This is a genomic window from Microbulbifer sp. 2205BS26-8 (assembly GCF_030731025.1).
Classification (GTDB): Bacteria; Pseudomonadota; Gammaproteobacteria; order Pseudomonadales; family Cellvibrionaceae; genus Microbulbifer; species Microbulbifer spongiae.
Map to the genome: position 1 here is coordinate 129,845 of NZ_JAVAMR010000001.1, position 14,850 is coordinate 144,694.

The window sequence follows — 14,850 nt, forward strand, 5'->3', positions numbered from 1 at the left end:
ATTTGCAGATAGATTGCTTGAAGCTGCCTCAAGCGTTGCATAATCAGACCCCGCAACCGGGTAAGTGATTTTAGCGTCCATTTTGGAAAGCTTTGCATGTGCCGCCACTTTGATGGTGCCTGACATCCAAGTCAAGTGAGTAACGTGCTTACCAGGCTCGGCTTGAAATATCAAGCATCAGTGCTTGCTCTTCGCTTGGAAGAAACGTTCAATATAGATTTTTTCACAGCCTGGTTGAGTATGCTGCTTTCAGTGCCGCTTTCAAAAAACAACAAACCGGTTCCAGCTGTCAAAATAGCCGTTTTGTACTTCATATGGGGTGTTGCCGGAGCACATCAAAAAAATAGGTTGACGCATCTGTACTGAACCACTTCGCGGCCGACTGTATCAGAACAGCGCATGGCATTGGCCACAAACGGAAAGATTCTTAATCCCTTCAAGACACCCTACCGTGATGATACCACCTATGTGGTGCTTGAACCCCTCGATTTCATCGTAGGTCTGCCAGCCATAGTGCGCAAGCTGTACGTAAACCTGATACGGCTTTATGGTGAACAAGCATCGGGTGCATATTACCCCTGTGAAATGAGCAAGGAGAAGACTTCAGAAAAGTGACATCAAGCCAAGGCGTGGATGCGGCGATTGAAGCGGACTTTCAACCATGATATTGAAATCTGTAAAAGTCAGGGCGGAAAGGCCAAGAGGATTGCCGGTATTGAAGACCCGCCAGCGCATGTGCCACCCAAAATACGGCTGCTTGATGAAGCTTTCCTATCTACACCGTGACCCCGGTGGAAGTCTATTTGTAGTTCAATGAATGCTAAAACTGATGAAATTTTGTACGGACAGCGCGCATAGACGCTACAAAACAGCTTTCAATTTGCTAGTTACTTGATTAACGTGGCAGGTTATATTCAGGTACTTTGAATACAGCGTTATGTCGCATCATGTTGAAGATCTTTTAAGTGAATGGCAGGCAGCACCTTATGATGATTGGGTGCTCGCTGTGATCACCAGAGTTCAGGGCTCAGCCTATCGAAAGGCAGGGGCCATGATGTTGTTTCACCCGTTAGGGAAGAGCATTGGTCTAGTCAGTGGTGGCTGCTTAGAGGCCGATTTAAAACGGCACGCCCAACGTGCAATCCAATATGATACTGCGGTTCAGGTCATTTACGATGCAAGTGATGAGACTGATGTCAGTTATCAACTGGGGTGTGGCGGTATTGTTGAGTTAGTGCTGTTTCCCCTTACCCGCGAGAACCATTATCTTGAGCTGCCTCTTCTTGCGGAGTATTTGAATGCGGGAAAACCGGTATTTTATGAACTTGTGTTGCCTACACAAGATACGGGTTCCAGCGAACTGGTTGCCAAGGTGGTTAGCCCGGAAAAAATGCATTACCCCAAGAGTGGTTTTACTAAAGCGACTCTTGTAACACGAGCTCCAAAAAAGGGCGAGTCGAAGCATAGGCTGGTTATACCTTGCCGCACCCGCTTTCACCTCGCGATTTTTGGTGGTGGTTTGGATGCTCAGCCGGTGACAAAAATGGCCCAGCAACTAGGTTGGCGAGTCACAGTGATTGATGAACGAACCAGTTATGCCCGTCAATATGATTTTCCCTATGCTGAGATTATAAAACAAAAGAGTACACAACTGACTGACACTGTGCTGAGTCGATTTGATGCGGCAATAGTGATGCAACATAACCTGGATTTGGATGCAAAGGCTTTACAGGTATTAAGCCTGACGACTATCGATTTTGTGGCGTTGCTCGGTCCTCCACACCGGCGAGATAAAGTGCTCGGCAAAGCAGGAGTTACGATACAGGATTTTCATGGTGTATTTTCGGCGCCGGCAGGCTTGGCGCTGGGCGGTGAGTTACCCGAATCCATCGCTTTGAGTATCCTGGCGCAATGTCACGGCGTGCTGCATCAAGCTGAATTAACCAGCCTGGATCGGATCATGACGTGAAAAAATTCAGCTTGGAACGAACAAAGCAGCCAGCGAAGCGGTTATTGATAGCGCTGCTCGCTGCTGGTGCAAGCCGGAGGTTTGATGGCATAAAGCTACAAGCTGCCATTGGCGTGATCGATCGCAATGGTCTAGTGAAAAGTCAACCATTGCTGTTACAAACGCTCGATAAACTCGACCAGTTAACTACAAAGCAATCAACGGGCTTGACGATAGAATTGGTAGTGATTTTAGGTGAGCACCGAGAAGTTTTAGCCAAATTACTGCCACCAGATGTAAACCAGCGGATGAATCCTTACTGGCAAAGCGGCATTGCAAGCTCAATCAAAACGGCGGTTGTGGAAGCGGAAGTCCTCCAGGCCGATGGGTTACTAATCGCTTTAGCCGATCACATTGGTGTAACGGTAGATGACTATCAGCAGTTGATCGCCGCGTGGCAATCGAGCGGGCAAGCCTGTTGTGCTCAATACCAAAACAGTTTTGGGACGCCAGCAATATTTAATGCCTCAGATTTTGGATATCTGGCAAGACTTGATGGCGACATTGGTGCAAAAAGCCTACTAAAAAAGCGGTCTGCGCACAACGCATTGACCGTTATCAATATTGAAGGCATCACCATGGATATAGATAGTAAGGATGACCTTGAAAAATGGCAGCGATTGATTGCAGAGAAGCTTGTCTAGTTTTTGTAAGTGCATCCCAGCAACAAGGCAGGTCGTCAACGATTGCGTCACCAGTTACTACAGCCGGATATGACTCCATCAGGATGATGATGCTGTATCACCGAACGCAACAGAAGAACAATACTGGGATACGCAAAAGAGACGGTCTAAAATGCTTGACCACCACGCCAATGTGTGGCAAAGAGTCAAGTAGGATATAACCATAAAAGCATTTACGTTATCCATCCAGAGCTTTGGTTGACGTTATTAGCAAGAATACCAAGGAGTGAGCCATGTCAGATGAGCAGTTAACATTAACCATTAACGGCAATAATTTTACATTAGATGTCGACCCCCAAATGCCAATCTTATGGGCCATCAGAGATCTGCTCGGGTTGACGGGCACTAAATATGGTTGCGGCGCGGGATTATGTGGGGCTTGCACAGTCCACTTGGACGGAAAACCTGCACGAGCCTGTTTAACCACTGTTTCTCACGCACAAGGCAAGCAGGTGACTACAATTGAAGGGCTTGAATTTGCTGAGTTAAAACAGGCATGGAGTGATAACAATGTTCCACAGTGCGGGTATTGTCAGTCTGGTCAGCTCATGTCTGCAGCGGCATTGCTCGCTGCTGATCCATCACCAAGTGATGAAGATATCGACTCTGCCATGTTCGGTAATATTTGCCGATGTGGCACTTATACACGAATCCGAACCGCCATCCATGATACGGCCAAGAAGAGAACATAATAATGCGTACCTTTACCGCTGTGCAGAATTTCAGTCGCCGGGATGTGCTCAAACTCTTTGGAGCAACAGGTGGGGGTTTGGTGTTAGGTGCAAGTGGATTGAGTTGGAGTCCTATGGCACTGGCACAAAACAAAGAATTGAGATTAAACCTGTTTATCGCTATTGGTGAAGACAATAAAGTCTACCTTACTTGTCACCGTTCAGAGATGGGGCAGGGTATTAGAACAGGGATTCCGCAAATACTCGCCGATGAGCTTGAAGCTGACTGGCAACATGTGGTCGTGGTTCAAGGTTTAGCCGATAAGCGCTATGGCAGCCAGAACACCGATGGATCGCGCAGTATACGCAAACATTACGACAGGATGCGTCAAATGGGGGCGATGGCGCGAACCATGTTGGAACAAGCTGCAGCCGATGCTTGGCAAGTGCCTGTTGGGGAAGTGAAAGCTGAGAATCATCAGGTTGTGCATGCAAAAACAGATCGCAGTTTCAGTTTTGGTGAGCTGGCAATCGCTGCTTCCAAATTGCCCATGCCGGAAGCAGATACCGTCAGGCTGAAAGAAAGCAAGGAGTTTAAACATATCGGTAAATCTCACAGGATTGTCGATATGGAAAAGATGCTCTCTGGCGAAGCTAACTATGGTTACGATATTCAGTTGGACGGTATGCTGTATGCCAGTATAACCCGGCCTCCCGTTCTGGGTAGTGATGTAGAAAAGCTGAACGATAGCGCGGCGCGCAAGGTTGCAGGGGTTGTGGATATCATTCAGTTACCGGCACCCAAAGGTGCGCCTAAATTTCAAGTTTTGGGTGGTGTAGCGGTTATTGCAACTAATACCTGGAGTGCCCTGCAGGGGCGTAAAGCACTTGAAATAACTTGGTCTGCGAGCGCTAACGATAGCCACGACACAACAGGTTACCTGAACACACTGGTTCAGCGGGTCAAACAGCCTGGCAAATTGGCGCGCCAGCAAGGGAGTGAAAACACCGATTGGCCAGAAAATTCTTCTCTAAAGGCTACCTATACGGTGCCGTATTTGGCCCATGCCCCGATGGAGCCTCCCGTTGCGGCAGCTTCAGTCAGTGCTGAAGGCTGTGAGATTTGGGCATCGACACAGACCCCACAAAGCACACAGCAAAATGTTGCAGCAAACCTGGGACTCGAAGAGGCGTTGGTAAAGGTTAACGTCACGCTTTTAGGAGGAGGCTTTGGACGAAAATCCAAACCGGACTTTAGTGTAGAGGCCGCACTATTGTCTCAGAAGTTAAAGCGGCCGGTTAAAGTCTGTTGGAGTCGCGAGGATGATATTCAAAACGGCTACCTGCATGCGATCAGCGCTCAATTTTACCAGGCAAAACTTGATGATGAAAAAATGCCAGAGGCTATACTGCAGCGCACTGCCTTTCCATCCATTAGTTCTACCTTTGCGGAAGGCGTAGAGTATCCCTCTGCCGGAGAACTCGATCTGGGTTTTGTCGATATTCCGTTTGCAGTGCCGAGCTATCGTTGTGAAGCGGTGAAAGCACTGGCGCATACTCGTATCGGTTGGCTGCGTTCCGTATCTAATATTCAACATGCTTTTGGGATTGGCAGCTTCGTTGACGAATTGGCACAAAATGCCGGAAAACCCTGCTCAAAAATGTGGAAAGAAATGTTGGGTCAACCCAGGCAAGTGGATTTTGCCGGTCAACAGTTCAAATATGGTAACTACGGAGAAGAGCTGTCACGTCACCCGGTAGATATTGGTCGCTATCACCAGGTGATTGATATGGTTGAACAGGGCATGAGTAAGAAAGCACCTGCAAAACCAGGGCAGGGCTGGGGTTTTGCCGTTCATCGCAGCTTTACCAGCTACGTGGCCGTTGCAATTTTAGTGGAAGTGGAAAATACCACTCTCAGGGTATTGCAAGCAATCGCTGCCATTGATGCCGGGCTTGTGGTAAATCCCGACAGGGTGGTGTCGCAAACGGAAGGCGCGGTGATTTTTGGCTTAAGCTTGGCGATGATGGGAGAAATCACCTTTCAGGAGGGGCAGGTTAAGCAGTCAAACTTCCATGATTACCCTTTACTGCGTATGGGGCAATGTCCTGACATTGCGGTCACAGTGGTGAGATCGGATGCAGCGCCTGCGGGCGTCGGTGAACCTGCTGTGCCGCCTGTGGCCCCTGCATTGACCAATGCGATATTTGCTGCAACAGGAACACGAATTCGCGATCTACCCGTTAATAAAACCCTAAAGCTGTAAACTGGCAGTTCAATGTCGCTTTTATTAAATCTCAGAGTTTAGTTTGTGGGTAACTTGGGCATTCTATAAAAAGTGTAACTAGGATGTGGCTTACCTGAGCGATATATCGTCGAAGCGTAGTCAGCACTGTGCAGATAAACGAAGGCAGAGTCTGGAAAATAAAACTGTCACGTTGGTAAAACTGGTTTGGTGAGCTTTGCCGGTCAGTCGTGGTGGAAATTCGCCAACCTTTAACGCGCACCGTGCCTGGGTATCGACGCAGTTGCGCAGGACCTAAGGTGCTTCCAGTGCTGATGGCTTGCCGTCATGGCAGTATGCCGTGTCGGTACGTTGAGAGGCGCATGTTAATGGTCTGTGGTCACTACTGCTGGAGGGGTATACAGGCCGTGTCACGGGGCATAGCGGGTGTGGGCTGGAGGATAACGGGCGGCACAGACTCCGATAAAGCCTAGGTGCCGGAGGAGAAGAGCGCCACTACTGCCAGCAGGGTGATCACCCAGATACCGCACAGGATTTTCCAGAACAGGGAAGCGTCGCCCTTATCTGTGGGGTCTTCGCGCAGGTAATCCGGATTGGGGTTGCCCAGATCCCGTATCAACGCCTCCAGGGTGGGGTAGCGCTGTTCCAGGTCGATACTGCAGCCGCGCTCCAGTGCGCGGTCAAACCAGAGGGGGACTACCGGATTGAACTGGGTGGCGGAACGGTAGCGCAGGCGCTCGTAATCCGCATTGGAGCGACACGCTTCGATCTCCTCCCCATAGGGGAGTTCCCCGGTAAACATCTCGTAGGCAATGGTGGCCAGGGCGTAGATATCGCCGCGAATGCCGCTGTTGTGGCCGAGAATATAGTGGGGGTCCGAATAGCTGGCGGTACCCAGTGCCGCCGGGTGCTCCAGCGGGCGGAAGATCTCGGCGCTGCCAGCGATATACACCGAACCGAAGTCGATAATTTTTACCTGGCCGCTGCCATCCACCATGATATTCGCCGGTTTCAGGTCCTGGTGAATGGTCTCCTGGTCGTGAAACGCCTGCAGCCCCGCCGCGACCTGTTTGAGAATACGGAAGGCTTCCGCCGGCTTGGGAAAGCGGTTGCGGGCAATCCAGGTCTCCAGGGTGATGCCGTCCACGTACTCCATCAGGTAGTAGAGTGTGCTGCGCGGGCGCTCCTGCCGATGCAGGCGTACCACATGCTCGCTGTGGATGCGCAGGCCGATCCACTCCTCCTGCACAAAGCGGTCGATATAGTGGATATCGTCCTCGTAATTCACCGAGGGGGTTTTCATCACCAGGGTTTCGCCGGAGGCCGTATCGCACACCAGATACAGCTGGCTGCGCTGGGAGGAGAACAGCTCCCGCTCCACCCGGTAGCCATCCAGCACCATGCCGGGCTCCAGCTCCGGCGGAAATGGCAGCCGCGTGAGCTGGCGGCTGTAATCGTCCAGGGTGGCCTGGGGCAGTGACTGTACCCGCACCACCAGCGCCGACAGATTATCATCGCTGCCGTTTTCCTCGGCGAGGCGTACCAGGGTTTCCGCTTTTTCCTGTTCACTTGAATGGGTATCCGCGAGCAGTTCGCGCAGAACCTCTCCGTCGATAAAATCGTGCACGCCGTCGCTGGTGATCAGCAGCATGTCGTTGTCAGCCAGGTCCACCTGCCCGTAGTCCACCTGCAGGCCGGTATCCATGCCGAGTGCGCGGGACAGCATCTGCTGGCGGTGCGCCAGGGTAATGTTATGGTCGCGGGTCAGGCACTTGAGGGTATTGCTGCGCAGGTGATAGATGCGGCTGTCGCCGATATGGAAACAGTGGGCGGTGCGGGATTTGAACACCAGGGCCGAGAAAGTGCACAGGAAGCCCTTCTCCTGCTGGGGGTAGTCGTGGCTTTTGCGGTACAGCTTGCTGTTGATGGAGGCGAGGATCTTTTGCCCGGCATGGGCCACCGACCAGGTGTCCGGCACCTTGTAGTAATCCCGCACAAACTGCCCGGTGGCGGTGTGGCTGGCCAGGGCCCCGGCCTCGGCGGAACTGACCCCGTCCGCCAGTGCCGCCACCGCACCAAGGTACTGTTGCAGGTGCGGGCTTTGCGGCCAGTGGAACAGGGCCGAGTCTTCATTCTGCGGCTTGATACCGGCGCGACTGCACAGGCCGTGGCGCAGCTGCAGCACCGCTTGCGGCGTGGCAGCCGGGGACTGCCCGCAGTGTGTGGAAATGGTCGGGCCGGTTTCGGTCATTGTCGATCCCCCTCCGGTGGCGGTACCTGGTGCACAGAGTAAGCGGAGCACTCCGCCGCCTCGGGGTATTACTCTACGCTAATCAGCTGCACCGTGCCGTCTGGCAGCACTTCTGCAATCTTGCCCTTGGGCTCATCCAGAAATACGCAGGCAAAGAAGATCACAGCGGCGGCTCCGGCGATCACCAGGAAAAACTGGCTGTAGCTCACATAGGACAGGGCGGTGAGAAAGGTCACCGCGCCCACATTACCATAGGCCCCGGCCATGCCGGCAATCTGCCCGGTCATGCGGCGCTTCACCAGAGGTACGATGGCAAACACCGCCCCCTCGCCGGCCTGTACAAAGAAGGAGCAGCACATGGTGGCGATCACCGCGGCGGGAATCCACCAGCTGCCGTCAATCTGGCTCAGTACAAAGTAACCCACCGCAAGGCCGCCAATTAGGAACATCAGGCTGCGGCGGCGCCCCAGCTTGTCGGAGAAATAGCCGCCGGTGGGGCGCGCCACCAGGTTCATAAAGGCAAAGCCGGAAGCGAGCAGGCCGGCCTTCACCGGGCTCAGCCCTTCAAAGGTTTCCAGGAAGAACAGTGGCAGCATGGAGACCACCGCCAGTTCCGAGCCGAAGGTGACGAAATAGGCCAGGTCCAAAATAGCCACCTGCTTGAAATTGTATTTCTCCAGCTCCGGCACCCCCTTGTGCAGATGCTCTTTGTTCACATTCCAGATCATGCGGCTCTGTAAAGCGAACAGGGCTACCAGCAGTGCCCACATGCTGTAGGTGGCCTCCTGGCTGAGCAGGGCCACCCCGCTGGGAGAGAGCTTGTAGGCCAGTGCCGCCAGCGCCAGGTACATGGGCACATTCATCAGCAGGTAGAAGTAGAAGTCCCGCTTGCTGGTCACTTCCAGGCCACCACTTTTCTTCGGCTTGAAATAGGTGGAACCCTTGGGGGTATTGCGGGCGATGCGGTAGTAGAGGATGCCGTAGAGCCCGGCGATCACCCCGGTGAGGCCGAGGGCGTAGCGCCAGCCATCCTCGCCACCGAACAGCAGGGCGAGGGTGGGCAGGGTCATGGCACCGGCGGCGGAACCGAAATTCCCCCAGCCGCCGTAGATACCCTCAGCCAGGCCCACCTGCCTGGCCGGGAACCACTCGCCCACCATGCGGATGCCGATCACGAAGCCCGCACCGACAAAGCCGAGCAAAAAGCGGAACAGGGCCAGGGACTGGTAACTGTCTGCAGTGGCGAAGCCCAGACAGATTGCGGATGAGGTGATCAGCAGACCGCTGTAAACCAGGCGCGGACCCAGCTTGTCCACCAGCATGCCGATCACAATACGTGCGGGAATGGTAAGTGCCACATTGAGGATTAACAGGGCTTTCACCTGCTGGCTGGTGAGATCGAAGGCTTCCTTGATAAAGACCATCAGAGGAGCGTGGGAGAACCACACCACGAAAGTCAGGAAGAAGGCAAACCAGGTAATGTGCAGCGTCTTTATCTTAGGGTCGCCCCAATGAAACACATTGAGGCCGCTGGATTGACTCATGACTATTTTCTCCGTCTTCGCAGTAATCGAGCGGTGGATAGGGTCATGACCGATGGTATTTGAGCAGCGCTGCAAAAAAAGTGCGCAAAGGGGGTAGGCGGGGGCTCCCCACCCCGCTCTTGCGGGTGGGCTAATCCCTTTGAGGTAGCACAAGAGGCGCTCCCGCAGCGGTTTGGCTGCCCGGGTTACCCAGCAGGTGGTAATTGCGCCAGCAGGTTTGCGCTCGGGGGAGATTTTTGGGAGTAATTGCTGGCGAAACCGTTTTTGTGCATCTTGTGATCCAATAACCTATCGGGCGGAGTGGCCCTCGCCGGCACTTGCATTACTGAGCCTGTGCGATCCCCCCGGCCTTTTGTTGAACATCTGTAAAACACTGGGAAACTGCCGTGCAATATACTCAGCAACTTGCCGGGCGCGCATTGGTCTTTGCCTCGGCCATGTTTGCCGCCAACTTTTCCGTGTGGACACTCTACGCGGTGCTCGGGGTGGAGGTTCGCGGGCAGCTGGACCTGTCTGCCACCGAGTACGGTGTCCTGCTGGCGGCGCCCATCCTGAGCGGTGCGCTGCTGCGCTTTCCCGCAGGCCTGCTGGTGGAGTATTTCTCTGCGAAAAACCTCATTTTGCTGCAGATGCTGTTGCTGTTACCGGTGTTGTTTCTGCTGCCATCTATCACAAGCTACAGTGCCCACCTGCTGGCGGGCCTGTGGCTGGGTATTTCCGGCGTGTCCTTCGTGCTGGGTATCCGCTACATCAGCCCCTGGTTTGAAAGGCGGCAGCAGGGAACCGCCCTGGGCATTTTTGGTGCGGGCAATGCCGGTGCGGCCATTACCCTGGCGCTGGCGCCGGCGATCCAGAACTGGTTTGGGCGCGAGTGGATAGGGCCCGTGTATGGCTTCGGCATACTGCTGATGCTGTTTCTGTTTTGGTTCTTTGCCCCGGAGGAAACCCGCTATATGCGCAGTCGCCGCAAGGACGCGCTTGTCGACCATCTCAAACCGCTGCTGGAGATACGCGTATGGCGGTACGGACTTTACTACTATTTTGTCTTCGGCAGCTTTCTCGCTCTTTTGCTGTGGCTGCCCAACTATTACCTGTCGGTGTACAGGGTGAGTACACCGGTAGCCATGGCGTTGACGTTGCTGTTTGTGGCCCTGTCCAGTTCGCTGCGTGCCCTGGGAGGGTGGTTTGCAGACCGTTATGGTGCGCGTACGGTCAGCTGGAGCGTCTTCTGGACCTGCCTGGTGTGTCTTTTTTTCCTCAGTTATCCCCCTACCAGTATGACCATTCACGGCGTGGCTCGGGATGTGCAGCTGAATATTGAGGTGGGTATCGAGCTGTTCACCCTGTTGCTACTGGTGATCGGTATCGCCCAGGGTTTCGGGCGCGCTTCTGTGTATAAGGCCCTGCACGATAACTACCCGGCACATATGGGCAGTGTGGGGGGCACCGTGGCCACCATTGGTGCACTGGGCGGCTTTACCCTGCCGGTACTGTTTGGTATTGCCCAGGACTTAGTGGGTATTCACAGCGCCGCCTTTATGCTGCTCTACGGGGTGCTCGCGGTTTGTATGTTGGTGATGTATCTGGCCATTCAGCGTGAAAGATACCAGCAGCGCCTGGCATTTGCCCGGGAAAACAATTTTCTCTTCGAACAGGCGGGGGATATGGCAGTGCTCCCGGATAGGCAGGACTGATTACCAATTTGGTATCAGGCTTGCATAGAGGGAAGGAGTAAGCAAATTGCTTGGATGAGAAATGCCTGGATTTCAACGGCAGTGAAAAAGTTGTAGTTTTGTTTCTGCCAATTCGTTGTTGCAAAGGAAAAGCGTCATGACCACGCACAGATTATCCAGAATTATCGGAGCTTTACTGCTTGGGGCCTGCAGCACAACCGCATTGCAGGCTGCGGCGCAGGATGGAGAAAATGCCACATTAACCGATGCGCTGAAATCCGGTGAGGTCGGGCTGAATCTACGCTATCGCGTGGAGTCTGTCGATCAGGAAAATTTAGACCGGGATGCCACGGCATCCACCCTGAGAACCCGTTTGAACTGGAGAAGCGGCAGCTACCGCGGTTTTGACGCTTTTCTCGAAATGGATGATGTCACCGATATCGGGAATGATAATTTCAACTCCACGGTCAATGGCAAAGGCCAGTACCCGGTGATTGCTGATCCAAGCGGTACCGAAGTCAATCAGGCCTACCTGCGCTACCGGGGAGACAGCTCGGTGATTACCGCCGGGCGTCAGCGCATCAATTTGGATAATCAGCGCTTTGTCGGCGGTGTCGCCTGGCGCCAGAATGAGCAGACCTACGATGGGGTGCGCTACCAGTATGGCAGTGCCGACAGTCTGCAACTGGACTACAGCTACATTTACAAAGTCAATCGTATTTTTGGCGAGGACAGCGTCAATGGGGACTTTGAGGGGGATATCCAACTGTTCCACGCCGCCTACCCGGTGGCCGATGGCCACAGCCTGACCGGTTTTCTCTACAACCTGGATCTGGAAGATGCGGTGAATAATTCCAGCCGCACTTACGGCCTGGATTACAAGGGGACATTTGGTCCGATGAAGGCGAAGTTGAGTTACGCGCGCCAGACCGATATCGGTGACAGCCCTCTCGACTACAGCGCCAATTATTACCTGGTGGAGCTGGCCACGGCGCTGGGCCCGGTTGACACCAAACTCGGCTACGAGGTGCTGGGTTCCGATAACGGTGTCGGATTCAAAACGCCACTGGCCACCCTGCATAAATTTCAGGGCTTTACCGACCAGTTTCTGGCAACACCGGGCGAGGGGATCGAGGACCTGTATATCGGCGGTGCTACAAAAATTGGCGAGGGCAAGTTGAGTGTGAACTTCCACAATTTCAAAGCCCACGATGCCTCGCTGGATTACGGCAACGAGTGGAATATCACCTACAGCCGCAAAATCACCAAGGAGGTCTCTGCGCTGATCAAGTACGCCACCTATGATGCCGGTGAATACAGGGTGGATACCGACAAGGTCTGGTTGATGCTGACCGCCAATTTCTAGCGTGCGCAACAACCCGGGCCGGGCGTACCCGGCCCTGCGCCCCGCAGGCACCGGCCTTTCTCTCCCCGGTGTCGCGGCGGCAAGGGCGAAAGGGGTACCACCTTTGCCCCATGCATAAATTGACCACCTTGATACACTGACACCAGTTTAAACACCGAGTCCCGCCGCCTAACCAGCGCAGAGCTTTGATACCGCTGCAGGGTGTCGGGACCGTGGCCGTAAGGCCACCAGGGTCGGGCGGGAAACTGCGCGGCCTCCCTTATTTGGAAAGGCGTTTAATGTTACAAGACCGCTTTGGCCGCAGGTTTTACTACCTGCGCCTGTCCGTCACGGACATCTGCAATTACCGCTGCAACTACTGCCTGCCCGAGGGCATCGGCTGCGGTCGTTCCCTCATGGGTGAGAACCCCCTGTCGGTGCCGGAAGTGGCCACCCTGGTGCGCGCTTTTGCCTCCCTGGGCACAGAGAAAGTGCGCCTCACCGGTGGCGAGCCCTCCCTGCGCAAGGACCTGGTGCCGCTGCTGGAAGCGGTGCGGGCCAGTGAGCGCATTCGCCGCCTTGCCATCACCACCAATGGCTACCGCCTGCCCAGCCAGATCGATGCCTGGCACCGCGCCGGCCTGGACCAGATCAATATCAGTATCGACAGTCTGGACCCGGCCCAATTCCGCCATATCACCGGCCACAACCGCCTCGGGACCACCCTGCAGGGCCTGGAGCGCGCCCTCACACTGGGTATGACTACCAAGGTCAATGCGGTGCTGCTGCGCCAGTACAACCTGGCCGAGCTGGATAACTTCTTCGCCTGGATTCGCGAGACTCCGGTGACCCTGCGTTTTATCGAACTGATGCGCACCGGTGACAACCGCGCATTTTTCGCCAGCAACCATGTAGCCGGCAGCGATATTGAAACCCTGCTGCTGCGCGAGGGCTGGGAGCAGGTGATCCGCAGCCACGATGCCGGCCCGGCGCGGGAGTACTTCCACGCGGATTACGCCGGGCGTATCGGCCTGATTACCCCCTACGGCAAAGACTTCTGTGCCAGCTGTAACCGCCTGCGGGTATCGGCCCAGGGCAAGCTGCACCTGTGCCTGTTCGCCGATCAGGGCTTCGAGATGCGCGAGACGATCGCCGCCGGCGACAGTGAGGCCCTGGCCGCGCACATCCGTGCACTGATCGGCGGCAAGACCGCCGGCCACCAACTGCACGAGGGCTTCACCGGCGCCACCCGCAACCTGGCGATGCTGGGGGGCTAGGGGTAATGGCCGGGGCTGTTGTTGGTCAAGCGACAATCGGCGTGGTGCTGGCCGGCGGCCGCTCCCGCCGCATGGGCCGCGACAAGGCCCTGCTGGCACACCCCGAGTGCGGCAGTTTTCTGGAGCACGCCGACGCCTTGTTGCGTACACTGCCACTGGCGCAAGTGGTGACCAGCGGCGCGCGCCCCGGAGGTATCGAAGACCTGGTGCCAGAGCGCGGCCCCTTGGGCGGCCTCTATTCTGTGGCGCTGGCCACCGGTGCCGATGCCGCTTTGGTGATCCCGGTGGATATGCCACTGCTGAGGCGGGCGCATCTCGCAGAATTGTTGGTGGAAGGGCAGCACAGGGGCTGCCCCTGTTATTTTGAAAACTGCTTTTTTCCCCTGTGGCTGCCGCTCAACCAGCCGTGCCTGGACTATTTGTGCCGTGCAGTGGCGGGGAGTGCGCACAACTCTGTAGGTGCACTGCTGCGCCACCTGGGCGCCAAATCCATTTCCCTGACAAATGACGGCGAGTGGCATCGCAATATCAATACGCCGGCGGATTATCTTGGCCTGGGGATGCCGGATAAGATTTCTGAAAACCGTTTTTTGAGAGACCACTGATGACATCCGCACATGCCAGTAAAGCATTTGTACCGCTTAATATCGCGGTACTCACCGTATCCGATACGCGCACTGCGCAGACCGATACCTCCGGCCAGTATCTGGAGCAAGCCCTGACTTCCGCCGGCCACCGGCTCGCCGACAAGCGCATTACCCCGGACGATATTTACCAGATGCGTGCAGTGGTTTCCGCCTGGATTGCGGACCCCGAAGTACAGGTGGTGCTGGTGACCGGCGGCACCGGCTTTACCGAGCGCGACTCCACCCCGGAGGCCCTGAGCCCGCTGTTCGATAAAACCGTCGATGGCTTCGGCGAGCTGTTCCGCCATATCTCCCTGGGGGACATCGGCAGCTCTACCGTGCAATCCCGCGCACTCGCCGGGCTTGCCAACCGCACACTGGTGTGCTGTATGCCCGGTTCCACCGGCGCCTGCCGCACGGCCTGGGAGGGGATACTGCTGGAGCAGCTGGATGCCCGCCATAAGCCCTGCAATTTTATTCCTCACGTGCGCTTTGCCAGCGCGCCCTGTGAGAGCCGGGGGTAATT

General features: G+C 55.2%; 11 protein-coding genes, 1 pseudogene and 1 riboswitch. Of the genes and pseudogenes, 10 read left to right on the forward strand and 2 right to left on the reverse strand.

Going from position 1 to position 14,850, the window contains the following annotated elements:
- Positions 1–381 precede the first annotated feature (381 nt).
- From Q5Y71_RS00510 to Q5Y71_RS00530, 5 genes and pseudogenes are all read left to right on the forward strand, one after another.
- A pseudogene (locus Q5Y71_RS00510) lies at positions 382–615 on the forward strand (IS91 family transposase); the annotation flags it as partial.
- A 322-nt stretch (positions 616–937) separates the two neighbouring features.
- The gene (locus Q5Y71_RS00515) at positions 938–1,969 is read left to right on the forward strand and encodes an XdhC family protein (protein WP_306039172.1); all 1,032 of its coding nucleotides are present in this window, start codon (positions 938–940) and stop codon (positions 1,967–1,969) included.
- Complete coding sequence (locus tag Q5Y71_RS00520; protein WP_306039173.1) at positions 1,966–2,652, forward strand: nucleotidyltransferase family protein; 687 nt, start codon at positions 1,966–1,968, stop codon at positions 2,650–2,652. The genes Q5Y71_RS00515 and Q5Y71_RS00520 overlap by 4 nt, the downstream gene beginning before the upstream one ends.
- A 272-nt stretch (positions 2,653–2,924) precedes the next feature.
- Positions 2,925–3,383, forward strand: coding sequence for a (2Fe-2S)-binding protein (locus Q5Y71_RS00525; RefSeq protein ID WP_306039175.1), 459 nt, complete (start codon positions 2,925–2,927; stop codon positions 3,381–3,383).
- Between the two features lie 2 nt (positions 3,384–3,385).
- Positions 3,386–5,629, forward strand: coding sequence for a xanthine dehydrogenase family protein molybdopterin-binding subunit (locus Q5Y71_RS00530; RefSeq protein WP_306039177.1), 2,244 nt, complete (start codon positions 3,386–3,388; stop codon positions 5,627–5,629).
- A 448-nt stretch (positions 5,630–6,077) separates the two neighbouring features.
- On the opposite strand, the gene Q5Y71_RS00535 is transcribed toward Q5Y71_RS00530, so the two are convergent.
- Both Q5Y71_RS00535 and Q5Y71_RS00540 read right to left on the reverse strand, forming a co-directional pair.
- The gene (locus tag Q5Y71_RS00535) at positions 6,078–7,859 is read right to left on the reverse strand and encodes a bifunctional protein-serine/threonine kinase/phosphatase (RefSeq protein WP_306039179.1); all 1,782 of its coding nucleotides are present in this window, start codon (positions 7,857–7,859) and stop codon (positions 6,078–6,080) included.
- Between the two features lie 68 nt (positions 7,860–7,927).
- A complete protein-coding gene (locus tag Q5Y71_RS00540; protein ID WP_306039181.1) occupies positions 7,928–9,403 on the reverse strand; it encodes a NarK family nitrate/nitrite MFS transporter in 1,476 nt (491 codons plus the stop codon).
- A 386-nt stretch (positions 9,404–9,789) separates the two neighbouring features.
- Here Q5Y71_RS00540 and Q5Y71_RS00545 point away from each other — a divergent pair, with 386 nt between their 5' ends.
- From Q5Y71_RS00545 to moaB, 5 genes are all read left to right on the forward strand, one after another.
- Positions 9,790–11,097 (forward strand): nitrate/nitrite transporter, encoded by a 1,308-nt coding sequence (locus Q5Y71_RS00545; protein ID WP_306039186.1) that lies wholly within the window; start codon positions 9,790–9,792, stop codon positions 11,095–11,097.
- Between the two features lie 136 nt (positions 11,098–11,233).
- Complete coding sequence (locus Q5Y71_RS00550) at positions 11,234–12,442, forward strand: alginate export family protein (RefSeq protein ID WP_306039188.1); 1,209 nt, start codon at positions 11,234–11,236, stop codon at positions 12,440–12,442.
- A gap of 140 nt (positions 12,443–12,582) precedes the next feature.
- A riboswitch (molybdenum cofactor riboswitch) is annotated at positions 12,583–12,732 on the forward strand.
- Complete coding sequence (moaA, locus tag Q5Y71_RS00555) at positions 12,721–13,698, forward strand: GTP 3',8-cyclase MoaA (RefSeq protein WP_306039190.1); 978 nt, start codon at positions 12,721–12,723, stop codon at positions 13,696–13,698. (Overlaps the previous riboswitch by 12 nt.)
- A gap of 5 nt (positions 13,699–13,703) precedes the next feature.
- Positions 13,704–14,303, forward strand: coding sequence for a molybdenum cofactor guanylyltransferase (locus Q5Y71_RS00560; RefSeq protein ID WP_306039191.1), 600 nt, complete (start codon positions 13,704–13,706; stop codon positions 14,301–14,303).
- The gene (moaB, locus tag Q5Y71_RS00565) at positions 14,303–14,848 is read left to right on the forward strand and encodes a molybdenum cofactor biosynthesis protein B (RefSeq protein WP_306039193.1); all 546 of its coding nucleotides are present in this window, start codon (positions 14,303–14,305) and stop codon (positions 14,846–14,848) included. The genes Q5Y71_RS00560 and moaB overlap by 1 nt, the downstream gene beginning before the upstream one ends.
- Positions 14,849–14,850: the final 2 nt, after the last annotated feature.

Bases quoted from the DNA above. Each gene is read 5' to 3' on its own strand.
- Q5Y71_RS00525 (WP_306039175.1), top strand. From the start codon at position 2,925: ATGTCAGATGAGCAGTTAACATTAACCATTAACGGCAATAATTTTACA.
- moaB (WP_306039193.1), top strand. From the start codon at position 14,303: ATGACATCCGCACATGCCAGTAAAGCATTTGTACCGCTTAATATCGCG.
- Q5Y71_RS00550 (WP_306039188.1), top strand. From the start codon at position 11,234: ATGACCACGCACAGATTATCCAGAATTATCGGAGCTTTACTGCTTGGG.
- Q5Y71_RS00515 (WP_306039172.1), top strand. From the start codon at position 938: ATGTCGCATCATGTTGAAGATCTTTTAAGTGAATGGCAGGCAGCACCT.
- Q5Y71_RS00560 (WP_306039191.1), top strand. From the start codon at position 13,704: ATGGCCGGGGCTGTTGTTGGTCAAGCGACAATCGGCGTGGTGCTGGCC.
- Q5Y71_RS00530 (WP_306039177.1), top strand. From the start codon at position 3,386: ATGCGTACCTTTACCGCTGTGCAGAATTTCAGTCGCCGGGATGTGCTC.
- moaA (WP_306039190.1), top strand. From the start codon at position 12,721: ATGTTACAAGACCGCTTTGGCCGCAGGTTTTACTACCTGCGCCTGTCC.
- Q5Y71_RS00535 (WP_306039179.1), bottom strand. From the start codon at position 7,859: ATGACCGAAACCGGCCCGACCATTTCCACACACTGCGGGCAGTCCCCG.
- Q5Y71_RS00540 (WP_306039181.1), bottom strand. From the start codon at position 9,403: ATGAGTCAATCCAGCGGCCTCAATGTGTTTCATTGGGGCGACCCTAAG.